The organism is Nocardioides sp. Root122 (genome assembly GCF_001425025.1).
Taxonomy (GTDB): Bacteria; Actinomycetota; Actinomycetes; order Propionibacteriales; family Nocardioidaceae; genus Nocardioides.
On the sequence record NZ_LMDE01000011.1, the window covers coordinates 266408 to 289787 of the forward strand.

A 23380-nucleotide genomic window follows, 5' to 3' on the forward strand; every position below is an offset into this window, starting at 1 on the left:
GCGTGGTCTCAGCGCATGCGTCGCCGGCGCCGCGGCGGGACCGACATCCGGACCACCTTGTGCCAGGCGCTCGCGACCTGCCGCAGGAGCGGCGCGCTGTGGTAGGCCAGGCCGTGGTCCTCGAAGACCTGCCGGACCGGGCCCGCGACCTCGCGGTAGCGGTTGCTCGGCAGGTCGGGGAAGACGTGGTGCTCGATCTGGTGCGAGAGGTTGCCGCAGAGCACGTGCAGCAGCCACGGCCCGGAGATGTCGGCCGAGCCCAGCATCTGCCGCAGGTACCACCGACCGCGCGTCTCGTCCTCGTCGAGGTCGTCGACCTCGAACGTCGACACCCCTTCGGGGAAGTGGCCGCACATGATCACCGAGTGGCTCCACACGTTGCGGACCAGGTTGGCCACGACGTTGGCGGTGAAGGTCGTGCGGGCGGAGCCCGTCGGGGCGGAGAGCGCCGGGTGCAGCACGTAGTCGCGGAACGCGTTGCGCCCGACCCGCCGGGCCGTCGAGCGCAGCTCTGTCTTCTGCTCCGGGGAGAAGCCCGAACCGCTGCGCAGGGACTCGCCGAGGTCGAGGTCGTACATCGCGATGCCGTACTCGAAGATCAGCGCGTTGACGAGGTTCCACAGCGGCTGGGCGAGGTGGCGCGGCTCCCACTCCTGGGCCTCGTCGACCCGGAGGATGCCGTAGCCGAGGTCGTTGTCCTTGCCGACCACGTTGGTGTTCACGTGGTGGCGGTCGTTGTGCGCGCGACGCCAGTGCTCGGGCGCCGAGGCGTGGTCCCAGTCCCAGGTCGAGGAGTGGATCCGAGGGTCGCGCATCCAGTCCCACTGCCCATGCAGGACGTTGTGCCCGATCTCCATGTTGTCGAGGATCTTGGAGAGAGCGAGCGAGGCGGTGCCGACCCACCACGCCACCCGGCTCCGGCTGCCCAGCAGGACCACGCGGCCACCGACCTCGAGGCAGCGCTGCACCGCGATCACGCGACGGATGTAGGCGGCGTCGCTCGCACCACGGGACTCCAGCACCTGCTGGCGTACGGCGTCGAGCCGGCGCCCGATGTCCTCGACCTCCTCCGGTGAGAGGTCGGCGTAGCCGCGCCGGGGGGACGGACGGGAGTCACGCAGGAGTGCGGGCATCCCTCCATGGTGCCCGGTTCGGCCCGGCCCATGCATCTTCGTCCGGTTCACCTCCGCAGGGGTGAAGGAGGTGGAGTGCGCCCCGGATCGGTGGGTACGGAGCGCCATGACCGAGGACTCCCAGACGCACGACCAGGACGCGGATCCACCGACGCCGGACGGCGCGGAGCCGGACACCGAGCAGCTCCATCCGGACTCCGAGCCCGCTGGCGACCCGGACCCCGACCCCGACGCAGGAACCAACGCACACGAGGAGGACGCATGACGACCTACGGCAGCGACCCGACAGGCAGCACCACAGGTCTCGGCACGACCGGGACGAGCACGACCGGCACCACCGGTGGCATGAGCACCGGCACCGGCACGGACACCGGATCGAGCGACACCAGCACGACCGACAAGGCCAAGGAGACCGCCTCCACGGCGGCCGACCAGGGCAAGCACGTGGCGGGCACCGCGAAGGACGAGGCGCTCAACGTCGCGGGCACTGCGGCAGAGCAGGCACGCTCCGTCGTCGGCGAGGCCACGCAGCAGGTGACGAGCCAGCTCAACGACCAGGCGACGACCGGTCGCGACCGGTTGTCGGAGACCCTGCGCACGCTGGGCGACGACCTGCAGCAGATGGCAGAGGGCCAGGGCCCCGCACAGGGCATGGCCACCGACCTCGCCCGCGAGGTCTCCGACCGGGTGCGCACGCTCGGCACCCACCTCGAGAACCGCGAGCCCTCGCAGCTCCTCGACGACGCCCGCGACTTCGCGCGACGTCGCCCCGGCACCTTCCTGCTGGGCGCGCTCGCTGCAGGCGTGGTCGCGGGACGACTGTTCCGCGCCACCGCCGACGGCGCGGCCGCGGCCTCGCTCGCCGACTCCGGCAGCACGACCGACACGACCGACACGCCCGACCCGACCGGCACGACGTACGGGTCCACCGGGGTCGGCACCGGGCCCATGGCCACCGCCAGTGGATCCGCTGCCCTCGCGGGCGAGCCCACCACGACGGCGTACGACACCCCGGTGACGCCCGCGACGACGACCTTCCCGGGCAGCACCGACTCCACGTCGGGCGGACTGACCGGCCAGCGGACCCAGGACACGCCGTGAGCGGGCCGTCGGGCGTGGACCCGATGGTGGGAGCCCCGCCGGCGGAACCCCTGTCCGCCGGCGCGCACGCCGTGCCGCCGGGCACGGGTGACAGCCGCAGCCTGGGCGAGATCGTCGGCGACCTCACCAGCGACCTCACCACGCTGGTGAAGCAGGAGCTCGAGCTCGCGCGTACCGAGCTCAAGGAGGAGGCCACCAAGGCCGGGAAGGGCGCCGGGATGCTCGGCGGTGCCGGTGTCGCCGGTCTGCTCACCCTGATCCTCGGGTCGTTCGCCCTGGCCTACCTCCTCGACAACTGGATGCCGGTCGAGCTGGCGTTCCTGATCGTCACGCTCCTGTGGGCGATCGTCGGCGCCGTGCTCGCGGCCCGGGGTCGCAAGGAGCTCAAGAACGCACAGCCGCAGCTGCCGGAGACGCAGCAGACACTCAAGGAGGACGCAGCATGGGCCAGAGCACAGAAGAACTGAAGGCAGAGATCGAGCAGACCCGTCGGTCGATGACGACCGACGTCGACGCACTGCAGGACCGGGTCAGCCCGTCGGCCATCGTCGAGCGGCGCAAGGAGGCCGCACGCGGCCGGGTGCGCGGCGTGCGCGACAAGGTGATGGGCACCGCGCACGGACTCACGTCCTCCGCCTCGGGTGCGGCCGGGTCCACGAAGGGCTCGGCGACGGGCGCCGTCGACTCCGTCAAGGGCACCGCCCACGACACCGTGAGCGGCGCCCAGGACAAGGTGCAGGGCACTCCCCTCGCCGCCGGCCTGGTGGCCTTCGGTGCCGGGATGATCGTCTCCGCGCTGATCCCCGCCTCCGAGAAGGAGGCCGTGGCCGCCGGACACGTCGTCGACGCCGCGAAGGAGCACGGCCAGCCGGTCGTGGACCAGGCGAAGTCGGTCGCGCAGGACGTCGCGCAGGACCTCAAGGAGACGGCCACCGAGGCCGCCCAGGAGGTCAAGGACTCGGCCGCCGAGAGCGCCGAGAACGTGAAGTCCGAGGGCAGGTCGGGCGTGGACGAGGTCCGCTCCCAGACCCAGTCCTGACCACAGCACCACCGCGCCGGGTCGCCCTTCGGGGCGGCCCGGCGTCGTGCGTGAGGACGACGTACGCCGACACGCGCGTGGCTCAGGCCGGCGGCTCGAGGCTGACGACCTCGCCGCGGCGCGGGCAGCGCAGCACGGCCGACGTACCGCTCTCGGCTGAGCGTCGGACGAAGTCGGACAGCGGCGAGCGGAAGACCTTGTAGTCGTCGTGGTGGACGGGCACCACGACCGCCGGCGCGCAGCGCTCGACGAAGTCGACGCCCATCGGGCCGTCCATCGTGACGGTGCGCATCAGCACGCGGGTGCCCCCGAGGTGCACCACCGCGGCGTCGATGCCGGGGAAGCGCTCGCGCACCTCGTCGACGTGGTCGCCGGTGAGGGTGTCGCCGCTGAAGTAGACCCGGCGCCGGACCTCTCCGCCGACCACGTGCTCGACGATGCTGCCCATCACGGGCGGCAGCATGCGGCCGAGCAGGCCGCGGGCGTGGATGGCCGGGACCGCGGTGACCCGCAGCTCCTCGCCGCCCTTGACCAGCGAGTGCTGCTGCCACGTCTCCAGCGCCTGGGTGTCGAAGCCCCACGAGTCCAGACGGCGTACGGCGTGCGGGGTCGACAGCACCGGGGCCGACCGGTCGAGGCGGGCCCGGCTGACCCGGTCGAAGTGGTCGCCGTGCAGGTGCGAGAGCAGGACGGCGTCGAGCGCCGGCAGCTCCTCGGGCTCGACAGCCGGGGCGGTGAGCCGCGGCGAGGACAGGCCCCAACCCAGGTACGCCCGCTGGCCCCGGTGCAGGAAGTTCGGGTCCGTCAGCAGCGTGAAGGAACCCAGTGTCACGACCGTGGTGGCCGTGCCGATGAAGTGGAGCCTGTCCCCGGTGTCCATGTGCGTCAGCCTGCGTGGGTGGTCGCGCTGCGCCTGGCCAGCACGATTCCCAGCGCGATCATGCCGATGCCCAGGACGAGGTGCAGCCAGTTGTCCGCGGTGTCGAGCGGGACGACGTTGGCCCGCGACTGCTGGTCGACCACCGACCCGTAGAGGCTCAGGACGAGGTAGACCACGCCACCGCCGACGAGGAAGACGCGTGCAGCAGACCACGTCCGGGCGAGCACCATGCCGGCGACGCCGAACAGCAGGTGCACGACGTTGTGCAGGGTGGAGACCTGGAACAGGCCGAGCAGCTCGGCGTGCGAGCCGTGGCCGGCGGCGCGGAGGCCGTCGTACGGCGTCGTGATGCCCGGGATGAACCCGAGGACCCCGACGAGCAGGAACGCGGTGCCCACCAGCGCGGAGGCGGCCTGGACCGGAGAGCCGCTGTGGGTCCTCTGGGTGTCCACGTGCGTGTGCTCGGTCATGGTCGTGCTCCTCTCGGCGCCGGTCGGACGGCGCGCAGCCCGTTCCCGTACCCAGCACGGGGCGTGGCACGCGTCGCGCACCCCGCTCACCCACCCCTACAGCGGTGGCGCGCGGGGAGTGGCGCACGCCACGGTCTGGAGTCCCCGGGATCTGGGTACTGACCCGACCCGTCGTCGAGAGGAACTCACCGTGAACGCCGTCATCAGGGCCGCCCACGCCGTCACCCACCCCGTCCACACCGCCGGGTCCGTCGCCGGCCGGACGGTCGGCCTCACCCTCGGCGCCGCCAGAGTCGGCGTGCGTACGACGGCGCGCGTCGTGGGCTGGGCTGTCGAACGCGCCGGTGGACCGGCACCGACCTTCCCGTCGGCCCCCGTGCCGCCGGTGACCGTGCCGCAGCCCGGAGCCGCGGCCCCCGCGAGCCAGGTCGACCCGATGCAGGCCACGGTGACGCCCCCCGAGAAGGCCACCGCGCGGAAGGCACCGGCGAGGAAGGTCCGTGCCGACCAGGTGCCGCTCAAGTCGGCCCCCACCCCGTCGCTCCCCGCCGCCCTGGAGTCGTTCGACGAGGCCGACGACGTGGCGGTGCCGATGCCGATGCCGGCCAAGAAGGCGCCTGCGAAGAAGGCGCCTGCGAAGAAGGCCCCCGCCAAGAAGGCCGCCACCGCGTCCGCGGCGAAGAAGTCCGCGGCCAAGAAGGCGCCGTCGAAGCAGGCCGCGGTGCTCGCCCCGGCACTCGGGCTCAGCGAGTCCGAGGTCACCGAGGTGACCGGCGACGCCGCCGACGACTGAGGTCGCTGTCGGTCCCGGTCCCTATCCTCGAGGGATGCACCGGATCTTCTCCGCGAGTGTGGCCTCGGTCTATCCGCACTACGTCGCCAAGGTGGAGCGCAAGGGCCGCACCCGCGCGGAGCTCGACGAGGTCATCGGGTGGCTGACCGGGTTCGACGAGGCGGCGTTGCGGTCCCACCTCGAGCAGGGGACGACCTTCGAGGACTTCTTCGCCGCCGCGACGCTCAACCCGCGCGTCGACCAGATCACCGGCTCGGTGTGCGGGGTCAGGGTGCAGGAGGTCGAGGACCCGCTGATGCGCCGGATCCGTTACCTCGACAAGCTCGTCGACGAGCTCGCCCGGGGCCGGCCGATGGCGAAGGTGCTGCGGGGGTGAGCCCGGTGCGCTGACCCGCTGCTCGCTCATCGGACCAGGCGCCCGACCACGGCACGTAGCGGTGGCCACGCGTCGCGGCCGCGGCGGGTGACGGCGTACGCCCTGAGGTGCACCGACGGGTCCGTGAGGCGTACGACGCTGACCCCGCGCCGTGACGCCCGGCCGCGCGGCAGCAGGGCAACTCCCCTGCCGGCGACCACCAGGTCGTCGACGAGCTCCAGGGCGTCGATGCGGTGCACGACGCGCGGGACGAACCCGGCGCGAGAGGCGAGCGTGCGCAGCGCGACCTCGTCGGCGGTGTTGCGCGAGTTGACGATCCAGTCCCGGTCGGCCAGGTCCGCGAGCCCGAGGTGGCGGTCCCTCGTCGGGACGCCGATGCCCCACTCGACGTCCCACAGCGCGGTGACCTCGTGGTCCTCGCGCCAGTCGACCGGCGCGAGGTCGTAGTCGTAGACGAGCGCCAGGTCGACGTCGTCGCGAGCCAGCAGGTCGAAGGCCTCCAGCGGCTCGTGCTCGTGGACCCGCACCTCGATGCCGGGGTGCGTCTGGCGCAGCTCCTCGATGGCCGGCAGGAGCGAGCGCCGGACCGCAGAGGCGAAACCTGCCACGCGCAGCACACCGATCGGCTCCGACGCCGGGTCGAGGTCGAGCCGGGCCGCGTCGACAGCGGCCAGGATGGTGACCGCGTGCTCCGCGAGCCGGCGACCGGCGGGCGTCAGCCGCACCCGGCGTCCGTCCGGCTCCAGGAGCGGAGTGCCGACGTCCTTGGCGAGGGCCGCGATCCCCTGCGAGACGCTCGAGGTGGTGGTGCGCATCGCGGCGGCGACCTCGTGCATCGAGCCGAGGCGCGAGAGCTCGAGCAGCATCTGGAGGCGACGCACGTCCATTCCATGATTGTGCAGGTTCGACGAACGGTTCGTCCAGCAAAGTCACGTGGACGCGAACACCCCGCGAGTCGTTCACTGGTCGCATGCACCTCTCCCCCGCCCGCACCGGCGCCTCCATGGCCGTCGCATCCATGCTGTGCGTCCAGCTCGGCCTGGCCGCCTCCGTCGGCCTCATCGACGACGTGGGCGCAGGCGGCGCGGCCTGGCTGCGACTGTTCTGGGCCGGCGTGCTCCTCCTCGTGCTGGTCCGTCCACGCCGCTCCACCTTCAGCCCGGCAGCGCTCCGCGCGGGCACGGCGCTCGGCCTCGCCACGGCCGGCGTCACGCTTTTGTTCATGGCCGCGGTCGCCCGGCTCCCGCTCGGCACCGCCAGCGCCCTGGAGTTCCTCGGCCCGCTCGGTGTCGCGGTGCTCCGCAGTCGTGGCACCGGGCGCGTGTGGGCGCTCCTGGCCGCCGCCGGGGTGCTCCTCCTGACCCAGCCCTGGACCGGCGACGCCGACCCGGTGGGCGTCGCCTTCGCGCTGGCTGCGGCCTGCTGCTGGGCGGCGTACATCCTGCTGACGCAGCGGGTGGGCGACGAGGTCAGCGGTCTCGGCGGGCTGGCCATCTCGATGCCGGTCGCGGCCGTGGTGGCGACGGGGATCGCAGGTCCTGGGGTCGTCGGCGACCTCACCCCGCAGCTCCTGCTGGTCGGGCTGGGGCTGGCAGTCCTGCTGCCGGTCGTGCCGTTCGCCCTGGAGCTCCTCGCGCTCCGGCGACTGACGACCGCGGCCTTCGGCACGCTGATGGCGCTCGAGCCCGCCTTCGCGCTCGCCATCGGCTTCGTGGCGCTGGCCCAGGTGCCCAACGCGCTGTCGGTGGTCGGCGTGGGCCTGGTCGTCGCCGCCGGGATCGGCGCCGAGCGCAGCGGCGCACGCCACGACGTCGCGGTCGCCGAGCCGCTCCACCCGGCGCCCGCCTGAGGCCATAGCGCCCGGCCGCGCCGTCTGGCACGTTGGGCGGGTGACTGCCGAGGCCGCACCCCCCGTCGCTCCGCGCGAGTGGACCGCCGAGCCCGCCGACGTGCTGCTCGCTGACGGCACCGTCGCCGTCATCCGGTCGTTGCGCGAGGATGACCGCGAGGCCGTCCTCGCGCTGCACGAGTCGGTGTCCGTGGACACCCTGCGACTGCGGTTCTTCTCGCCCAGCCGCGAGGCCGGACGCCACTACGTCGCGCACCTCTTCGCTCCCGACAACACCGGGTCGGCAGCGCTGGTGGCCGTCATCCGGGGTCGGGTCGCCGGGCTCGCCACCGCTGAGCTGTTGTCACCGGACACCGCCGAGGTGGCCTTCCTCGTCGCCGACGAGGACCGGGGTCGCGGCCTGGGGAGCCTGCTGCTCGAGCACCTCGCCGCGCTGGGACGCCGCCACGGCGTGAGCCGCTTCGAGGCCGAGGTCCTCGGCGACAACTACGGGATGCTGCGCGTGTTCCGCGCCGCCGGTTTCGGGGCCACCCGCAGGACCCTCGAGGGCGAGGTGGCTGTCGAGCTCCGCACCGACGCGTCCCGTGAGGCGGTGGAGGCGGCCGACCGCCGCGAGTGGCGCGCCGCCGCCCGCTCGCTCCAGCCGCTGCTCCATCCGTCGAGCGTCGCCGTGGTCGGCGTACGCCGCTCGGCCGGGGGCTTCGGGCACGGCGTGCTGCAGGCGATCCGGAGCTCGTCGTACGCCGGGGCGCTGCACGTCATCCACCCCGAGGCGCCGTCGATCGACGGCGTTCCCGCCCGCCCCAGCCTGGCCGAGCTGGACGGACCGGTGGACCTGGTCGTCGTCGCCGTACCGGCCGACGGCGTGGCCGACGTGCTGCGCGACGCCGCCGCCAACGGCGCCGGCGCCGCGGTCGTGATCTCCTCGGGCTTCTCCGGCGCCGGCAGCGACGAGCGCCGGCACGAGCTGCTCGAGCTGGCGCGGAGCCACAGCCTGCGCCTGGTCGGGCCGGACTCGCAGGGCGTCCTGGCCAATGCCGACGGGCTCAACGCGACCCTGCTCCATGACGTGCCGGAGCTCGGGGGCCTCGCTGTCGCCTCGCAGTCCGGTGGCATGGGCTTCGCGCTGCTCGACCTCGCCCGCGACGTCGGGCTCGGGGTGCAGGCCTTCGTCTCGCTGGGCGACAAGATCGACGTGTCGAGCAACGACCTCCTCGCTGCCTGGATGGACGACGACGCCGTCGCCGCCGGCGCGCTCTACCTCGAGTCGTTCGGCAACGCGCTGAAGTTCGCCCGGACCGCGCGCCGGTTCGCCGAGCAGAAGCCGCTGCTCGCCGTGGTCGGCGGTCGCTCCCGCGCACGGCAGGACCCGGCAGCCGCCTCCACCGTCGGCGTCGGCGTCGACGCGCTGCTCGACCAGTCCGGGGTGATCGCCTGCCGCACCGGGGCCGAGCTCACCGAGACCGCGCTCCTGCTGGTGGAGCAGCCGCTCCCGGCAGGTCTCCGGGTCTGCATCGTGTCCAACACCGGGGGGGTCGGCGCGCTCAGCACCGACCGCGCCGACGGCCAGGGCATGCTTGTCGCGCCGACCTCGATCGAGCTCGGCGACGCCGTGCGCGCCGCCGCCCCGCACGCCGTCGACGTGCGCAACCCGGTCGACCTCGGTGCGGACGTCACACCCGCCGAGCTGACTGCCGCGCTCCGGGCCGTGCTCGACAGCGGCGAGGCCGACGCCGTGCTGGTCATGCTCGTCGCCAACCGGCTCACCGACCGTGACGCCCTCTTCGCAGCCGTGGCCGACGCGCGCCCGGCCGGCACCGACGTCCCGCTGCTGCTGGTCACGCCGGGGGCGGCGTTCGATGCGGCCCGTGGCCTGCCGGGCGTCACCGTCTACCGCACCACCGACGCCGCCATCGGCGCGCTGGGCCGGGCCATGCGCTACGCCGAGTGGCGCCGCGTGCCGGCCGACCAGCCGGAGGTCGAGCTCGGGACGCGAGGCGTCCACGCCCGCACCTGGGCCCGGACGCGGCTGGCCGCGCGCGCGGGCGAGCCCGAGTGGCTGGCGCCGGCGGCACAGGCCGAGCTGCTGGCGCCCTACGGGATCCACCTCGTCGGCACCCTCGCCGCCGGTCCGGAGGACGCCGAGCGCGCTGCCGACGACATCGGCTACCCGGTGGCGGTGAAGGTCGCCGACCCGACCGTGCTGCACAAGTCCGACCGCGGCCTGGTCCGCATCGACGTACGCACCGGGGCGGACGTGGCCGACGCCGTACGACGGTTCGCCGAGGAGCTCGGCCGCCCCGACATCGACGTGCTGGTCCAGCCACTCGTCCTCGGGCACCAGGCGTCCGTCGGCCTGGTGCGCGACCCCCAGCTCGGGCCACTGGTCCGGGTGGCGGGCGGTTCCGCTGCGCAGGCCGGGAGCTGGGCCGAGGACGTCCTGCTCCTGCCACCGGTCGAGGCGGCCGACGCCGCCCGTGCCGTCCGCGCACTGCGGCTGTGGCCGCAGCTCGTGGGCGACCACGGCCTGGAGGAGGTCGACCTCGCCCCCCTCGAGGCGCTGGTGGTCTCGGTGGGACGGCTGGCCGTGGACGTCCCCCACGTCGCCGACCTCACCCTCGAGCCGGTCGTCGTCAATGCGCACGGCCTGTTCTGCGTCGACGTCAAGGTGCGCATCGCCGAGCCGCCCGAGCTCGACACCGGGATCCCGCGGCGACTCCGCTCCTAGCCCGCGCCCATCGCCTGCAGCACGGCCGCCCGCACGCGCGGGTCGACCAGTGGCGGCACGTCGTCCGGGGCGAACCATCCGACGGCGACGTGCTCCTCGGGCGCGACGTTGGCCGGCACGCCCTCCCACTCGTGCACCAGCCACGCACTCAGGACCGCCTGCCCGTGCTCGGGACTCACGGTCACCCGGCATAGGTGCGACGTCGACTCCGTCGAGATCCGCACGCCGAGCTCCTCGTGCAGCTCGCGCACCAGGGCGTCCGACTCCGACTCCCCCGCCTCCATCACGCCGCCGGGCAGGTCCCACACGTCGGGGAACGCGTGCTTGTCGGGCCTGCGGTGCGCGAGCAGCACGCGACCCTCCTGGACGAGCGCGCCGACGACGACCTGGACCACCATCCCCGGATCGAAGCACGGGCGTACGACAGCGGCTCCTGCCGTGCCGCGCTGACCGCCGCCGCACGTGCGGCGGACGTGGCCCCCGCATCACCGATCCGAGGGCCACTTGCGCAGCACGTGCGCACACGTGTCCGAGATGTCGCCCTCTCGTGGTCATTTCAGGGGCGACTTCCCGGACACGTGTCCGAGCAGGCGGTCAGGACCCGCGCACGACCTCGAGGGCCTGGCGGGCGATCTCCCACTCCTCGTCGGTGGGGACCACGAGCACCGCCACCTCGGAGCCGTCGGCGGAGACGGCGCGGGCGTCGGAGGAGGGAGCCTCGTTACGCGCCGGGTCGAGCTCGATCCCGAGTCGGGTCAGGCCATCCAGGGCAGCCGCCCGCAGCTCCGCGCTGTGCTGGCCGACGCCGCCGGTGAAGACCACGGCGTGCAGCTCGCCGAGGGCGGCGTAGTAGGCGCCGACGTACTTGCGCACCCGGTAGGCGTAGACGTCGAAGGCGAGCGTGGCTGCCGCGTCGCCGGCCGCCCGGCGCCGGGTCACCTCCCGGAAGTCGTTGGCACCGGCGAGCCCGAGCAGCCCCGACTCGCGGTAGAGGGCTCGGTCGACCTCCTCCAGCGACCAGCCCAGCTCGCGGTGCAGGTGGCCGTGGATCGCCGGGTCCAGGTCACCGGAGCGCGTGCCCATGACCAGGCCCTCGAGCGGCGTGAGCCCCATCGAGGTGTCGATCGAGCGCCCGCCGCGCACGGCCGCTGCCGACGCGCCGTTGCCGAGGTGCAGGACCACGAGGTTGGTCTCGTCCACCGGGCGGTCGAGCAGCTCCGCGGCGCGGCGGGAGACGAAGGCGTACGACGTGCCGTGGAAGCCGTAGCGGCGGATCCGGTGCTCCTCGCGCCAGCTGACGGGCACGGCGTAGGTGTAGGCGTGCTCGGGCATCGTCTGGTGAAACGCGGTGTCGAACACCGCGACCTGCGGGACGTCGGGGAACAGCTCCATCGACACCCGCAGGCCCTCGAGGTTGGCGGGGTTGTGTAGCGGCGCGAGCGGGACGAGGTCGGCCACGGTGTCGAGCAACCGGTCGTCGACGACCACGGGCGCGGAGAAGAGGTCCCCGCCGTGGACGACCCGGTGCCCGACCGCAGCCAGGGTGTCCTGGTCGATCGCCGGCCCATGCTGCCGGAACGCCTCGACGGTCGAGCGCAGCGCGTCGTCGAAGTCCGCGATGCGGCGCTCCTCGGTGTGGTCCTGCCCACCGACGGAGTGCGTCAGCGTGCCGCTCTCCTCACCGATCCGCTCGACCGACCCGGACGCCTCCGCGGCGCCGGACTCGCCGTCGAGCAGGCGGTACTTCAGCGACGACGACCCCGCGTTGAGGACCAGCACCCGATTCGTCACGAACGCTCCTGTGCCTGGATCGCGGTGATCGCGACCGTGTTGACGATGTCGCGCACCAGCGCGCCGCGCGAGAGGTCGTTCACCGGCTTGTTCAACCCCTGCAGCACCGGCCCGACGGCCAGCGCGCCGGCCGAGCGCTGGACCGCCTTGTAGGTGTTGTTGCCCGTGTTGAGGTCGGGGAAGACGAAGACCGTCGCCCGCCCCGCCACCGCCGAGCCGGGCAGCTTGGTCCGCGCGACCGCGGCGTCGATCGCGGCGTCGTACTGGATCGGGCCCTCGACCGGCAGGTCCGGCGCCCGCTCCCGCACCCGTGCAGTCGCCTCGGTGACCTTCTCGACGTCGGTGCCGCTCCCGGAGGTGCCGGTGGAGTACGACAGCATGGCGACGCGTGGCTCCACCCCGAACGCCGCTGCGGTGCGCGCCGAGGCGATCGCTATGTCGGCGAGCTGGGCCGCGGTGGGGTCGGGGTTGACCGCGCAGTCGCCGTAGACCAGCACCTGGTCCTTGAGGCACATGAAGAACACCGAGGACACGACGGACACCTCGGGGACCGTGCGGATGATCTCGAGCGCCGGGCGGATCGTGTGCGCCGTGGTGTGCACCGCGCCCGACACCATCCCGTCGGCCAGGCCGAGCTCGACCATCATCGTGCCGAAGTACGACACGTCGACCACGATGTCGCGGGCCGCGTCGAGGTCGACGCCCTTGTGGGCGCGCCTCTGGTGGTACTCCTGGGCGAACCGCTCGCGCAGCTCCTCGTCGTAGGGGCTGAGCAGCCGCGCGCCGGAGACGTCGATGCCGAGGTGGGCGGCCTTCGCCCGCACGATCATCGGGTCGCCGAGCAGGGTGAGGTCGGCGACGTTGCGGCGCAGGAGGATGTCGGCGGCACGCAGGATCCGCTCCTCCTCCCCCTCCGGCAGCACGATGTGGCGGCGGTCGGCGATCGCGTCGTCGAGCACCTGGTGCTCGAACATCAGCGGCGTGACGACCGACGTGCGCGCCACCTCCAGCCCGCTCATCAGCTCCTCGCCGTCGACGTGGTCGGCGAACAGCGTCAGCGCGGTCGCGATCTTGCGCGGCGAGTCCTTGTCGAGCCGGCCGCGACGGTTGGTCAGCGCGGTCGAGGTGGCGTGCGTGCCGAGGTCGGTGGCCACGATCGGCAGCGCCACCTCGAGGCCGTCGAGCAGGCGGTCCACCTGCTCGGGCAGGTCCAGCCCGCCGTTGAGCACGATGCCCGAGATCTGCGGAAAGCTCGCGGACTGGTGGGCGGTGAGGACGCCCAGCACGATCTCGGGACGGTCACCCGGCGTCACCACGAGCGCACCGTCGAAGAGCCGGTCGAGGACGTTGGGGAGGGTCATGGCCGCGACGACGAGCCCGGGCACCTCGCGCGTCAGCTGGGCCTCGTCGCCCCGCACCAGGTGGCCGTCGCACGCCGCCATCAGGTCGGCGACGGAGGGCGCGCTGAGCAGGGGCTGCTCCGGCAGGGCGAAGGCCGGCACCCCGTCGCGGCGCAGCGCCGCGGCGGTGTGCTCGGTCGCCGAGGGCTCCACGCGGTTGGCGATGATCGCGAAGAGCGACGCGTGGTTGGCGGCGAGCTCCGCCTCGGCCATCGCGGCGGCCGTGCAGAGCTGGGCGACGTCGCGGCCGTTGCCGCTGAGGACCAGCAGGACCGGTGCTCCGAGGTTGGCGGCCACCCGGGCGTTGAAGGCGAACTCGGCCGGCGCCCCGACGTCGGTGTAGTCGCTGCCGACGATCACGACGGCGTCGCTCTTCTCGGCGACCTGGTGGTAGCGGGCGACGATGCGGTCCATCGCGGCGTCCGGGTCGGCGTGCACGTCGTCGTAGCTCACGCCCGCGCACTCGTCGTACGTCAGGTCGACGGCGTCGTGCGAGACGAGGAGGTCGAGCACGTAGTCGTGCTCGTCGTCCGTCGAGGCGTCCGTGCGGACCACGGGGCGGAACACCGCGACCCGCGCGACGCGCCGGGACAGCTGCTCGAGCACGCCGAGCGCCACGGCCGACTTGCCGGTGAACCCCTCGACCCCGGCGACGTACACGCTGCGTGCCATGGGCCGAGCGTAGCGACCTTGGTCCGGGTCCCCCTCGTCGGTAGCCGGTCGCCGTCAGGCGCGCCGACCGGGCAGCGACGAGGGCCGGTGCTCCGGCCCGGGCCCACCGTCGTCGCTCCAGCGATCGATCGAGTCGCCCTCGAGCATGGAGGCGGGCTCGGGCGGGGTCGCGGGAAGCAGGCTGTCGAGAGCCGCGAGCTGTCGGTAGCCGGCGTGGATCGCGTGCCGCGCGAAGAGTCGCGCCGCCCGGCTCGCACCGGAGACCATCTCGCCCCGTGCCCCGAGGATGGAGGCCTGGGCGCCGGCGACGAGGCGTACGACGAACGCGCGGTCCAGGGCGTCGCCCTCCAGGCCGTCGAGGGACTCCACCTCGGTCACCCGGCGGTCGGCGGTCTCGAGCCGGCCCCAGTCGTGCAGCACTGCCGAGATGGCGGAGCCTCGCACCGTCTGTTCCGCCAGCGCAGCACGGGCGAGGGCCCGCACGTCGGGACGCGAGCTCCGCGCTGCGGCCCCGCAGGCGGCGACGATCGGGCCGAGGGCCGTGAGGGCCTGCTCGAGGTAACGCAGGTCGGTGTCGTTGCCGTCGGGTCGTGCCGCCGCATCCGTTCCCGGGCGGCGTCCAGGTGACCAGACGATCATCACCGTCTCCTCGCCGACGCAGGTGCGGGGGCCCGGAACGACCTGGCCGGCACTGCCGTCAGGTCGCCACGATCGTGCGGACCCTCGACGGACGGGAGGGAGACGAGCTCCTCGAGCTCGCGGGCGACCTCCCACGGAGTCGGCACGTGTGGGGCCCGGAGGGCGTCCAGCAGGCCGTCGACCGAGTCGGCGACCGTGAAGTCGGCCGCCGCCCGCACCCGCGTCCCGCGGCCGACGGGCCCGAGACGACGAGCGGCGAGGATTCCTTGCGCCAGCGCCTCGGCGTCGTCGGGGCGCACCAGCAGCAGGGCGCCGCAGTCGGTCTCGGGCAGACCGCCGTCACGGGACGCGACCACCCGGCACCCGGCGTGCTGCGCCTCGATGGACAAGATCCCGAAGGTCTCGTGCCAGTACTGGGCGTTCGACGGCATCACGACCACGTCGTGCGCGGCGAGCAGATGGGCCATGTCGGCAGGGGTGCGCCGAGCCGGCACCAGGGTGACGCCGGGATGCGAGCGCACCAGGTGTTCGATGATCGCGCCCTGCGGCTTGTCGGCGCCGGCCGAGGTGACGGTGACCGTGACGGCACCGGGCTCGAACAGGTCGGTGTGCAGCATCGACAGCAGGGTGTAGATGCCCTTCTCCGGCGTCAGCCGGCCGGCGTACAGCACCCGGGTCACGTCGGGGTGGCCACCCGTCCGGGGCTCGTCGGCGAAGCCCGGCTCGGCGAAGGGGTAGACGACTCGGATGGTCTCGAGTGCGACGTCGAGGAAGTCGGCCCACAGCGCGGCCGCGTAGCGGCTGGTCGCGATGAGGGTGCGGTTCCGCGTGCCGTACGCCACGGACACCCGGTCGCGCTCGCGCAGCGGCGGCGGCACGTGGAGGATCTGGAAGGCGGGATGCATCGTTGCGACGGGCGGCGCCTCGCTGACGAAGACCAACGTGTCGTCGAGCAGGCCGAGGTCGTGGAGGGAGGCGACGCTGTGGAACGGTATGCCGTCGAACTCCTCGCGGCCGTCCGCCGTTCCCAGGCCCACCGTCACGACACGGGCGGCGACGGCGCGGCGGTTGAGCTCGCGCACCTGACCGGTCGTGAAGTTCTCCGACCCGCCCGTCCCGGAGGGCAGTCGCTCCCCGGGTGACCAGACGAACGAGATCATCGAGCACCCGGGCGGGAGGCGCGATCTTCGCTGCGATGGGAGGAACTGACCGTGCTGAGGTGCGAGGTCATCTCGCGACCGCCTGTCGTCGCTGCCTGCGTCAGTGCCCATGAGCCGCGGGAATCCCGCAGCCGGGCCTGCGCTCGCAGTCCACCGTCATCATACCGCTGCGACCCTGACGTCACCCCGTGCGCGGTTGCAGCACGGATCAGACGGCGCCGGCTGCGTCAGTGGGTGGGCACAGAGCCGCTGAGCCGCTCATGGCGTTCGGCGCTGGACGGGTTCAGCCCGACGATCTCGACGGTCGTGCCCCGGCGCTCGTACTTGGTGGTGATGGCATCGAGGGCGGCGACGGTGGAGGCGTCCCAGATGTGGGAGCCGGACAGGTCGATGACCACGCGGCCCGGGTCCTCGGCGTAGTCGAACTGCGTGTAGAGGTCGTTGCTCGAGGCGAAGAACAGCTCGCCGGTGACCCGGTAGACAGCCGTGGTGCCGCGCGCGTCCTCGACGAGCTCGCGGTGGGTCTCGGTCAGGTGCGCGACACGGCGCGCGAAGAGCGTCATCGCGACGAGGACCCCGACCACGACGCCGATCGCCAGGTTGTGGGTGAGGACGGTGACGAGCACGGTCGAGACCATCACGCTGGTCTCCGACTTCGGCATCCGCCGCAGCGTCCCGGGCCGGATCGAGTGCCAGTCGAAGGTGCCGACGGAGACCATGACCATCACCGCGACCAGCGCAGCCATCGGGATCAGCGCGACGACGTCGCCGAACCCGACGACCAGGATGAGCAGGAAGACACCGGCGAGGAAGGTCGAGATCCGCGTGCGAGCACCCGAGACCTTCACGTTGATCATGGTCTGGCCGATCATCGCGCAGCCGCCCATGCCACCGAAGAACCCGGTGATCACGTTGGCCGCGCCCTGCCCCAGCGCCTCGCGGGTCTTGTCGGAGCGGGTGTCGGTGATGTCGTCGACGAGCTTGGCGGTCAGCAGTGACTCGAGGATGCCGACCAGCGCCATGGCGAGCGCGTAGGGCGCGATCACCCGCAGGGTGTCGAGGTCCAGGGGTACGTCGGGCAGGAACCACGCCGGCAGGCTGTCCGGCAGCTCGCCCTCGTCACCGACGGTCGGGACGCCGACGGCGCCGACGACCGTGAACGCGGTCAGCGCCACGATCGCCACCAGCGGCGCGGGGATGACCCGGTTGACCCGCGGGAAGCCCACGATGACCGCGATCCCGACGGCGATCATCGGGTAGACCGCCCACGGCACGTCGACCATGTGGTCGAGCTGGGCCTCGAAGATCAAGATGGCGAGCGCGTTGACGAAGCCGACCATGACGGAGCGGGGGATGAACCGCATCAACCGTGCGACGCCGGCCGCGGCGAGCGCGACCTGGATCAGGCCGCCCAGGATGACGGTGGCGATCAGGTAGTCGTAGCCGTGGTCCCGCATCACCGGCGCGATCACCAGCGCGACGGCCCCGGTGGCTGCGGAGATCATCGCCGGGCGACCGCCGAGGAAGGAGATCGCGACCGCCATGGTGAAGGAGGCGAACAGGCCCACGCGCGGGTCGACGCCGGCGATGATCGAGAACGAGATCGCCTCGGGGATCAGGGCCAGCGCGACGACGAGGCCGGCCAGCACCTCGGTGCGCAGCAGTCTCGGCGAGCGCAGGGCGGCGCGCACCGACGGCTCGGGCGCGTGCGTCAGGGTGGTGCTCACGGGGGGCTCCGTTCGTGACAGCATCGATCAGCGGCCGACTGGGCGGGGCACGGCTGAACGGCTTGGATGGGGTGGGGAGGGCGCGCACCATCAGGGCGCATGCCGGGCTCGTCACCGGCTGACGTCTGCGCACCACCTTAACCTCACGTAGCGTGAGGGTTGAAATCCCACCGTCGCGAGAGAGCCGCCCGTGAGCACCGAGCCACCACCCGCCTCCACCCCCGACCAGAGCGTGGAGGTCATGCAGATCGGCGAGGTCGCCGCCCGCACCGAGCTGTCCTTGCGCAGCCTGCGGCACTGGGAGGACGTGGGACTGCTGCGGCCCTCGGGGCGCACGGACGGCGGCTTCCGGCTCTACACGGAGGCGGACGTGGAGAAGATCCTGGTGATCAGGCGGATGAAGCCGCTGGGCTTCACCCTCGAGCAGATGAGCGCTGCGATGCGCGACATCGAGACCATCCGCGACGCCGGGCCCGGCGAGGCCGAGGCCCGGTCGCGACTGGCGGTGATCCTGGCCGACGCCGAGGACCGGCGGGGCCGGCTGCAGGCACAGCTCGCCATGGCCGACGAGTTCCTCGACCAGCTCGGGCGCCAGCTGTCCTGAGCCCCGAGCCGGACCGCTGCGTCACGCCGAGCGGGGCGCGTACATGATCACGGCGACGCCAACCAGGCAGATCAGCGCTCCCGCGACGTCGTACCGGTCCGGGCGGAAGCCGTCGAGCGCCATCCCCCACGCCAGCGACCCGGCGACGAAGACACCGCCGTACGCCGCGAGGATGCGGCCGAAGTTCGCGTCCGGCTGCCACGTGGCCACGAAGCCGTAGAGGCCGAGCGCGATGACGCCGGCGCCGATCCAGAGCCAGCCGCGGTGCTCGCGCACGCCCTGCCACACCAGCCAGGCGCCGCCGATCTCGGCGACGGCCGCAGCGACGAACAGGGCGATCGACTTCAGCGTGTCCACGCAGCGATCCTGTCAGCCACGTGCTCCGCGCTCAGCGGGTACGTCGGCGGGGCGGGCCCCGATCGCCACGTCGACCGGCCCGTGGTCCACCTCCCGCGGGGCCCAGGCACGGGCCGCGGCACGCCGGCGGGCCCACACCGCGACGACGGAGGCGGCCAGCACGACGGCGCCGAAGGCGAGGCCTGCGAGGGCCAGCGTCGCCAGGGTCGCCGCCAGCCCGGCACCGGCGAGGCCCAGACCTGCCAGGAGCGGTGGCGCGCAGCAGACGGCGCAGGCCGCGGCCCCCGCACCGAGCAGGTGCCGGTCCTTGATCCCCTCGCTCATGCGCCGGCCCCCTCGGGTGCACTGCGGGTGGTGATCGAGAGGAAGGGCAGCGGGCAGCAGTCGCTCGTGGCGCACTGGTGGAGGTCGTCGCACCCCGCGTCCAGTGCCGCCCGCAGGTTGTCTCGGATCGCAGCGAGGTCCGCCATCCGCGCCTCCACCTCCTCCAGCTTCGCCTGCGCCCGGGCTTGCAGCCCGGAGTCCCGACGCCGCCGCCTGCGTCCCACCTCGATGAGCTCGGCGACCTCGTCGAGGGTGAACCCGAGCCGCTGGGCGGCCTTGATGATCCGGAGGGTCTGGACGGCTCGGTCGTCGTAGATCCGATGGCCGCCGGGGCTGCGGTCGGGCTGCTCGAGCAGCCCTCGCCGCTCGTAGTACCGCACGGTCTCCCGGTTGACGCCTGCGGCCTGCGCGACCTCGGTGATCCGCAGGCTCATGCCGACATCTCCTCGGCCACGCGCAGCGGACGCTCGGCGGTGGGCAGGGCGCAGGCATCAGTGGTGAGCAGGTCCATGCCCGCCACGGTAAACCCGTACCTGGGTACCGGTTGCAAGTCTGTGGGCAGACCGTGCCCGAGGCGCTCAGGCACCCACCCGCGGCCGGCGACGCGCCGGACGGCGGATCGGGGACCCGGGCCGGGACGCCAGGAGCGGGTCGAAGTCGTCGGTGACCGGCGTCAGCCGCGCCTCGTCCACGAAGACGGCACCGTCGCGCACCTCTCGGACGAGGTCGCGTCCGAGCACGGCGCCCGCGGTGCCCATGCCGCCCCAGATCGTGGCGTTGATGCCGAACATGTGCTCGGTGCTGCCTCCGGCGAGGAACAGGCCCGGGATGTGGGTCGTGACCCGCGGCCGGAACGGTCCCAGGTTCCTCACCAGCGGCGCGATGCCGTAGCAGGACCCGTCGGTGGTGAGGGTGAAGCGCTCCTGGGTGATCGGCGTGGACGCCTCGCAGAAGACCATCCGCTCGCGGATGTCCGGGATCATCAGCTCGGCGGTGTCGAGGACGCGCCGGGTCAGCTCCTCCTTGACCTGGAGGTAGCGCTCGTCCCGGCCGTAGCCGGCGCCGTCGACCTCGGCGGTCGCGACGTTCCAGAACGCGTGGTCCCTGGGTGCCCAGCTGACGAGCTCGAGGGTCGAGTAGCCGGGCGGTGCCGAGTGCGTGCCCTCGGGGTCCTTGGCGGTGGGGCAGCTGATGCCCACCGGCATCTGCTCCGGGCAGCGGCCCGCCGCCACCTCGCGGTAGTAGCCGTCGACGTCGTTCGTGGGCCACACCCAGGCCAGCGGAGGGGTGCCGCGCTCGCGGAGGTCCACGTCGAGGGCGACGTAGACCGCGAACATCGGCAGGGTCATCTCCAGGTCGGCGAGGCGGCGCCGCAGCCGTCGGGTGAGGTGCTCGTCGCCGACGAGGTCTGCCCAGGTCCGCTTGAAGTCGGCCGCCGACACGACCACCTCGGACCGGATCTCCTCACCGCCGCGGAGGCGGACCCCCACGGCCCGCCCGTCCTCGACCAGGATCTCCTCGACCCTCGCCTTGGTGCGCACCCGGCCGCCGTGCGTCTGGATGACGTCGGTGAGGTGGGCGCCGATGACCTGGCCGCCGCCGCGTGGGTAGTAGGCGCCGGCCTGGAGGTAGTGGTGGAGGAAGCCCGCGTGCATGGCGGTGGGAGTCCGGTGCGGGGGCCAGGTGTAGTCGCCGTTCTCCGCCAGGATCACTGCCTGCGCGTCGGCACTCAACCCGCAGGCGGCCATCAGCGTGGTGATCGGTCGCAGGCCCCAGCGCAGCAGCGCGAGGGGGCGCGCGAGCGGGCGCTCACCGGCGGCGATGGTGCGCATGATCCGCACGCACCGACGCAGGCCCGCCTCCTCCTCGGGGAAGGCCGCGACCAGACGCTCGAGATAGGTGTCCCACCCGGTGGGCGTCTGGAACGTCGTCCCGGGGACCATGATCTGGCAGTGGCCCTCGGGGCGCTGGCGCAGCCACTGGATCCGGTCGGTGAGAGCGAGCCCCGACAGCGCGGTCTGCATCCGACCGCCGGGTCCGCACTCGCCGACGTAGTGGGTGCCCACGTCGAACTCGAACTTGTTGCCGGCCCGACGGAACACCTGGGTGCTCCCCCCGACGACCTGGTTGGCCTCGAGCACCAGCACGCGTCTGCCGTTGGCCGCGAGGTACGCCGCGCACGTGAGGCCGCCGGGCCCGGCCCCGACGACGACGGCGTCCCAGGTCGCGTCGTCGGCCTCGGACGTCGGGGGCGCGGGCGTCGCGGTCTGCGTCATGGGCGGGTCGCTCTCGGTCGGACAGTTCTGGAGTGGGACTCCAGTCAAGCGTCCGCGGGGGTCCGTGCCAAGCCCGCCGCGCGCATCAGGACCGACCGGACGCCGGGAGCAGACCGTCCAGGAGGGCCAGCCCGGCCTCGATCACGGCCATCTCGACCCGCTCGGCCGACACCGCCAGGGCGTCGCGACGCAGGCCGAGCGCGGCGACCCCGTTCCACGCCCCGAAGAGGAAGTACGACATCAGCTCGGGGTCGACGGGTCGGATCGCCCCGGCCTCCACCGCCTCGCGGATGCTCTGCTCGAACTCGCGCCGCAGCTCGCTGAACCGCGAGACGACCGCGTCCTCGACGGGCGTGCGCGGACCGCGCTCCCCGGTGACGCTCAGGTACCTCACCACCACGGGGTGCTCGAGGAGCAGCCGCAGGTAGGCCGACCCGACACCGGCGAAGCGCTCCAGCGGCGGCGCGTCCGCGGCGTACGCGGCTCGCAGGGTCTGGCTGGCCACGGAGAGGACCCGCTCGGTGACCGCGGCCAGGAGCGCGTCCTTGGTCCCGAAGTGGACGTAGACGGATGCCGGCGAGATCCCGGCGCGGGCGGCGACGTCCTCGACCCTGATCTCCTCCGGCGCGCGCTGCGACGCCAGCAGCTCGGCCGCGTCGAGGACGAGGGTCCGGGTGCGCTCCTTGCGCCGCGAGCCGCGTGCCGCGGCGGGCGTGAGGACGGGCCCGGGCGCCTGGTCATCGTTCACGTCGTCAGCCTAGGCGGCACGCTCCGGTCAACCCGGCGCGTGCACGGACGCGAGGGAAAGGTCACGCGAGGGAGAGGAAGAGCTTCTCCATCTTCTTCACGTCCAGGTTGTCGACGTCCCCGTCGCCCTGGACCAGGCACTGCTGGAGGCCGCTGGCGACGATCGCGAACCCGGCCCGGTCCAAGGCCTTCGAGACGGCCGCGAGCTGCGTCACGACGTCCTCGCAGTCGCGGCCCTCCTCGAGCAGGCGCAGCACGCCGGCGAGCTGGCCCTGGGCGCGCTTGATGCGGTTGATGACCGGCTTCATCGAGGTGGGATCGAGCTCCATCACTTCTCCTGGCTGCTGGTGTCGTGCGACGTGAGTGCGGCGAGGGCGGCGGTCAGGCGCTGCTTGGCGTCGGCGGCCACCGAGGCGAGGGCCTCGCCCTCGGCGAGGCCCATCATGACGTCGGGGTCGAAGGCCTCGACGACGGTGGTGGCGTCGCCGGTCGAGCGCACGACGACGTTGCACGGCAGGACGGCGGCGATCGACGGGTCGACGCCGATCGCCTGGTGGGCCAGCTGCGGGCGACACGCACCGAGGATCACCTGGGGCGGCAGGTCGACGTCGAGCTTGGCCTTCATGGTGGCGGCGAGGTCGATCTCGGTGAGGATGCCGAATCCCTGGTCTGCCAAGGCGGCCCGCGTGGCCTCGACAGCCCGGTCGTAGGGAAGGTCGACCGTCGTGCTCAGCGTGTAGGTCATGCGCCCATCCTCTCGGACGTGGCGCCCGCGGCCGCCTCGGCGTCGCGCAGCGCGGCCTGGACGTCGAGGGAACGGAGCGATGAGATGAGCTCCTCGAGCGCGGCGGCCGGCAGCGCGCCGGGCTGGGAGAACACCAGGACGCCGTCCTTGAACGCCATCAGCGTGGGGATGGACGTGATGTGCGCCGCGGCTGCGAGCTGCTGCTCGGCCTCGGTGTCCACCTTGCCGAAGACGATGTCGGGGTGCGCGGCAGCTGCCGCGTCGTAGACGGGGGCGAACTGGCGGCACGGACCGCACCAGGACGCCCAGAAGTCCACGAGGACCATGTCGTGCTCGGTGACGGTCGTCTCGAAGTCTGCGGCGGTCAGGTCGTGAGTGGTCAAGGAACCTCTCCTCGTCGTGTGGGGGTGGTGACGTCGACCTCAACAACAATACCCCCTACCGTATGCCCGGAGCCCTCGTGAGCATCCTCACCTGGGCCTCTGTGGCGCCGCTTTTGCATACCCCCGGGGGTGTGTGTATCGTCGTGTCACGGATACCCCGCCGGGTATCCGGAAGCGCCAGAGAGG

At 72.9% G+C, this 23380-nt stretch carries 27 protein-coding genes; 9 read left to right on the plus strand and 18 right to left on the minus strand.

The annotated features are described in order from the left end of the window. Positions 1-8: 8 nt before the first annotated feature. A complete protein-coding gene (locus tag ASC64_RS14100) occupies positions 9-1133 on the minus strand; it encodes a fatty acid desaturase family protein (RefSeq protein ID WP_056908168.1) in 1125 nt (374 codons plus the stop codon). Between the two features lie 106 nt (positions 1134-1239). On the opposite strand from ASC64_RS14100, the gene ASC64_RS22105 reads away from it, so the two are divergent. From ASC64_RS22105 to ASC64_RS14115, 4 genes are read left to right on the plus strand one after another with little or no spacing between them, the layout of a single operon-like run. Continuing rightward, positions 1240-1398: a hypothetical protein gene (locus tag ASC64_RS22105; protein WP_156385206.1), complete on the plus strand. Its 159-nt coding sequence runs from the start codon at positions 1240-1242 to the stop codon at positions 1396-1398. Further along, positions 1395-2234, plus strand: a complete 840-nt coding sequence (locus tag ASC64_RS14105) for a hypothetical protein (protein ID WP_056908169.1) — start codon at positions 1395-1397, stop codon at positions 2232-2234. The genes ASC64_RS22105 and ASC64_RS14105 overlap by 4 nt, the downstream gene beginning before the upstream one ends. After that, complete coding sequence (locus ASC64_RS14110; protein ID WP_200937767.1) at positions 2231-2701, plus strand: phage holin family protein; 471 nt, start codon at positions 2231-2233, stop codon at positions 2699-2701. Before ASC64_RS14105 ends, ASC64_RS14110 begins: the two co-directional genes overlap by 4 nt. Further along, positions 2677-3273 carry a DUF3618 domain-containing protein gene (locus ASC64_RS14115; RefSeq protein ID WP_056908170.1) on the plus strand — a complete coding sequence of 199 codons (597 nt, stop codon included), beginning with the start codon at positions 2677-2679 and terminating at the stop codon, positions 3271-3273. Before ASC64_RS14110 ends, ASC64_RS14115 begins: the two co-directional genes overlap by 25 nt. 82 nt (positions 3274-3355) lie before the next feature. Here ASC64_RS14115 and ASC64_RS14120 read toward each other — a convergent pair whose 3' ends face one another. Together ASC64_RS14120 and ASC64_RS14125 are read right to left on the minus strand one after the other, a co-directional pair. Continuing rightward, on the minus strand, positions 3356-4153 hold the full coding sequence (locus tag ASC64_RS14120) for an MBL fold metallo-hydrolase (protein WP_056908171.1): 798 nt from the start codon (positions 4151-4153) through the stop codon (positions 3356-3358). A gap of 5 nt (positions 4154-4158) precedes the next feature. Further along, entirely contained in the window at positions 4159-4623 is a 465-nt protein-coding gene (locus ASC64_RS14125) for a DUF4383 domain-containing protein (RefSeq protein WP_056908172.1), read from the minus strand. A 190-nt stretch (positions 4624-4813) separates the two neighbouring features. Here ASC64_RS14125 and ASC64_RS22535 point away from each other — a divergent pair, with 190 nt between their 5' ends. Further along, on the plus strand, positions 4814-5416 hold the full coding sequence (locus tag ASC64_RS22535; protein WP_056908173.1) for a hypothetical protein: 603 nt from the start codon (positions 4814-4816) through the stop codon (positions 5414-5416). Positions 5417-5450: 34 nt separating this feature from the next. After that, positions 5451-5792 carry a DUF2200 domain-containing protein gene (locus ASC64_RS14135; RefSeq protein WP_056908174.1) on the plus strand — a complete coding sequence of 114 codons (342 nt, stop codon included), beginning with the start codon at positions 5451-5453 and terminating at the stop codon, positions 5790-5792. 26 nt (positions 5793-5818) lie between these two features. Here the strand turns inward: ASC64_RS14135 and ASC64_RS14140 are convergent, their stop codons facing one another. Continuing rightward, a complete protein-coding gene (locus ASC64_RS14140; RefSeq protein ID WP_056908175.1) occupies positions 5819-6679 on the minus strand; it encodes a LysR family transcriptional regulator in 861 nt (286 codons plus the stop codon). Between the two features lie 83 nt (positions 6680-6762). Between ASC64_RS14140 and ASC64_RS14145 the strand changes: the two genes are divergently transcribed. Further along, entirely contained in the window at positions 6763-7641 is an 879-nt protein-coding gene (locus ASC64_RS14145; RefSeq protein ID WP_056908176.1) for an EamA family transporter, read from the plus strand. A 40-nt stretch (positions 7642-7681) separates the two neighbouring features. Further along, positions 7682-10369: a bifunctional acetate--CoA ligase family protein/GNAT family N-acetyltransferase gene (locus tag ASC64_RS14150; protein WP_056908177.1), complete on the plus strand. Its 2688-nt coding sequence runs from the start codon at positions 7682-7684 to the stop codon at positions 10367-10369. Here ASC64_RS14150 and ASC64_RS14155 read toward each other — a convergent pair. From ASC64_RS14155 to ASC64_RS14180, 6 genes are all read right to left on the minus strand, one after another. Continuing rightward, a complete protein-coding gene (locus tag ASC64_RS14155) occupies positions 10366-10767 on the minus strand; it encodes an NUDIX domain-containing protein (RefSeq protein WP_235563753.1) in 402 nt (133 codons plus the stop codon). The two genes, ASC64_RS14150 and ASC64_RS14155, sit on opposite strands and share 4 nt — an antisense overlap. A gap of 196 nt (positions 10768-10963) precedes the next feature. Next, positions 10964-12160 (minus strand): acetate/propionate family kinase, encoded by a 1197-nt coding sequence (locus ASC64_RS14160; protein WP_056908178.1) that lies wholly within the window; start codon positions 12158-12160, stop codon positions 10964-10966. Further along, the gene (gene pta / locus ASC64_RS14165) at positions 12157-14232 is read right to left on the minus strand and encodes a phosphate acetyltransferase (protein ID WP_056908179.1); all 2076 of its coding nucleotides are present in this window, start codon (positions 14230-14232) and stop codon (positions 12157-12159) included. Before pta ends, ASC64_RS14160 begins: the two co-directional genes overlap by 4 nt. Positions 14233-14286: 54 nt before the next feature. Beyond that, positions 14287-14871: a hypothetical protein gene (locus tag ASC64_RS14170; protein ID WP_056908180.1), complete on the minus strand. Its 585-nt coding sequence runs from the start codon at positions 14869-14871 to the stop codon at positions 14287-14289. Next, positions 14871-16031 (minus strand): glycosyltransferase family 4 protein, encoded by a 1161-nt coding sequence (locus ASC64_RS14175; RefSeq protein ID WP_056908181.1) that lies wholly within the window; start codon positions 16029-16031, stop codon positions 14871-14873. The genes ASC64_RS14170 and ASC64_RS14175 overlap by 1 nt, the downstream gene beginning before the upstream one ends. Before the next feature lie 227 nt (positions 16032-16258). Continuing rightward, positions 16259-17758, minus strand: coding sequence for a SulP family inorganic anion transporter (locus ASC64_RS14180; protein ID WP_235563754.1), 1500 nt, complete (start codon positions 17756-17758; stop codon positions 16259-16261). A 190-nt stretch (positions 17759-17948) separates the two neighbouring features. Between ASC64_RS14180 and ASC64_RS14185 the strand changes: the two genes are divergently transcribed. Then, on the plus strand, positions 17949-18362 hold the full coding sequence (locus tag ASC64_RS14185; RefSeq protein ID WP_200937769.1) for a MerR family transcriptional regulator: 414 nt from the start codon (positions 17949-17951) through the stop codon (positions 18360-18362). A 21-nt stretch (positions 18363-18383) separates the two neighbouring features. Here ASC64_RS14185 and ASC64_RS14190 read toward each other — a convergent pair whose 3' ends face one another. From ASC64_RS14190 to trxA, 8 genes are all read right to left on the minus strand, one after another. Next, positions 18384-18719 (minus strand): YnfA family protein, encoded by a 336-nt coding sequence (locus ASC64_RS14190; RefSeq protein ID WP_056908183.1) that lies wholly within the window; start codon positions 18717-18719, stop codon positions 18384-18386. Between the two features lie 12 nt (positions 18720-18731). After that, positions 18732-19043 (minus strand): hypothetical protein, encoded by a 312-nt coding sequence (locus ASC64_RS14195; RefSeq protein WP_056908184.1) that lies wholly within the window; start codon positions 19041-19043, stop codon positions 18732-18734. After that, positions 19040-19477 (minus strand): MerR family transcriptional regulator, encoded by a 438-nt coding sequence (locus ASC64_RS14200; RefSeq protein WP_056908185.1) that lies wholly within the window; start codon positions 19475-19477, stop codon positions 19040-19042. The genes ASC64_RS14195 and ASC64_RS14200 overlap by 4 nt, the downstream gene beginning before the upstream one ends. A gap of 144 nt (positions 19478-19621) precedes the next feature. Continuing rightward, positions 19622-21319 carry a phytoene desaturase family protein gene (locus ASC64_RS14205; protein ID WP_056908186.1) on the minus strand — a complete coding sequence of 566 codons (1698 nt, stop codon included), beginning with the start codon at positions 21317-21319 and terminating at the stop codon, positions 19622-19624. An 85-nt stretch (positions 21320-21404) separates the two neighbouring features. Beyond that, a complete protein-coding gene (locus tag ASC64_RS14210) occupies positions 21405-22067 on the minus strand; it encodes a TetR/AcrR family transcriptional regulator (RefSeq protein ID WP_056908187.1) in 663 nt (220 codons plus the stop codon). Positions 22068-22128: 61 nt separating this feature from the next. Further along, on the minus strand, positions 22129-22395 hold the full coding sequence (locus ASC64_RS14215) for a metal-sensitive transcriptional regulator (protein WP_056908188.1): 267 nt from the start codon (positions 22393-22395) through the stop codon (positions 22129-22131). Continuing rightward, entirely contained in the window at positions 22395-22811 is a 417-nt protein-coding gene (locus tag ASC64_RS14220) for a DUF302 domain-containing protein (RefSeq protein ID WP_056908189.1), read from the minus strand. The genes ASC64_RS14215 and ASC64_RS14220 overlap by 1 nt, the downstream gene beginning before the upstream one ends. Further along, positions 22808-23194, minus strand: coding sequence for a thioredoxin (gene trxA, locus ASC64_RS14225; protein WP_056908190.1), 387 nt, complete (start codon positions 23192-23194; stop codon positions 22808-22810). The genes ASC64_RS14220 and trxA overlap by 4 nt, the downstream gene beginning before the upstream one ends. Between the last annotated feature and the right edge of the window lie 186 nt (positions 23195-23380).

What these genes read in the sequence shown, in the direction of transcription:
- ASC64_RS14215 (WP_056908188.1), bottom strand. Translation starts at nt 22,395, where the DNA reads ATGGAGCTCGATCCCACCTCGATGAAGCCGGTCATCAACCGCATCAAG.
- pta (WP_056908179.1), bottom strand. Translation starts at nt 14,232, where the DNA reads ATGGCACGCAGCGTGTACGTCGCCGGGGTCGAGGGGTTCACCGGCAAG.
- ASC64_RS14135 (WP_056908174.1), top strand. Translation starts at nt 5,451, where the DNA reads ATGCACCGGATCTTCTCCGCGAGTGTGGCCTCGGTCTATCCGCACTAC.
- ASC64_RS14120 (WP_056908171.1), bottom strand. Translation starts at nt 4,153, where the DNA reads ATGGACACCGGGGACAGGCTCCACTTCATCGGCACGGCCACCACGGTC.
- ASC64_RS14145 (WP_056908176.1), top strand. Translation starts at nt 6,763, where the DNA reads ATGCACCTCTCCCCCGCCCGCACCGGCGCCTCCATGGCCGTCGCATCC.
- ASC64_RS14140 (WP_056908175.1), bottom strand. Translation starts at nt 6,679, where the DNA reads ATGGACGTGCGTCGCCTCCAGATGCTGCTCGAGCTCTCGCGCCTCGGC.
- ASC64_RS22105 (WP_156385206.1), top strand. Translation starts at nt 1,240, where the DNA reads ATGACCGAGGACTCCCAGACGCACGACCAGGACGCGGATCCACCGACG.
- ASC64_RS14170 (WP_056908180.1), bottom strand. Translation starts at nt 14,871, where the DNA reads ATGATCGTCTGGTCACCTGGACGCCGCCCGGGAACGGATGCGGCGGCA.
- ASC64_RS14220 (WP_056908189.1), bottom strand. Translation starts at nt 22,811, where the DNA reads ATGACCTACACGCTGAGCACGACGGTCGACCTTCCCTACGACCGGGCT.
- ASC64_RS14175 (WP_056908181.1), bottom strand. Translation starts at nt 16,031, where the DNA reads ATGATCTCGTTCGTCTGGTCACCCGGGGAGCGACTGCCCTCCGGGACG.
- ASC64_RS14105 (WP_056908169.1), top strand. Translation starts at nt 1,395, where the DNA reads ATGACGACCTACGGCAGCGACCCGACAGGCAGCACCACAGGTCTCGGC.
- ASC64_RS14100 (WP_056908168.1), bottom strand. Translation starts at nt 1,133, where the DNA reads ATGCCCGCACTCCTGCGTGACTCCCGTCCGTCCCCCCGGCGCGGCTAC.
- ASC64_RS14205 (WP_056908186.1), bottom strand. Translation starts at nt 21,319, where the DNA reads ATGACGCAGACCGCGACGCCCGCGCCCCCGACGTCCGAGGCCGACGAC.
- ASC64_RS14195 (WP_056908184.1), bottom strand. Translation starts at nt 19,043, where the DNA reads ATGAGCGAGGGGATCAAGGACCGGCACCTGCTCGGTGCGGGGGCCGCG.
- ASC64_RS14200 (WP_056908185.1), bottom strand. Translation starts at nt 19,477, where the DNA reads ATGAGCCTGCGGATCACCGAGGTCGCGCAGGCCGCAGGCGTCAACCGG.
- ASC64_RS14125 (WP_056908172.1), bottom strand. Translation starts at nt 4,623, where the DNA reads ATGACCGAGCACACGCACGTGGACACCCAGAGGACCCACAGCGGCTCT.
- ASC64_RS14115 (WP_056908170.1), top strand. Translation starts at nt 2,677, where the DNA reads ATGGGCCAGAGCACAGAAGAACTGAAGGCAGAGATCGAGCAGACCCGT.
- ASC64_RS14155 (WP_235563753.1), bottom strand. Translation starts at nt 10,767, where the DNA reads ATGGTGGTCCAGGTCGTCGTCGGCGCGCTCGTCCAGGAGGGTCGCGTG.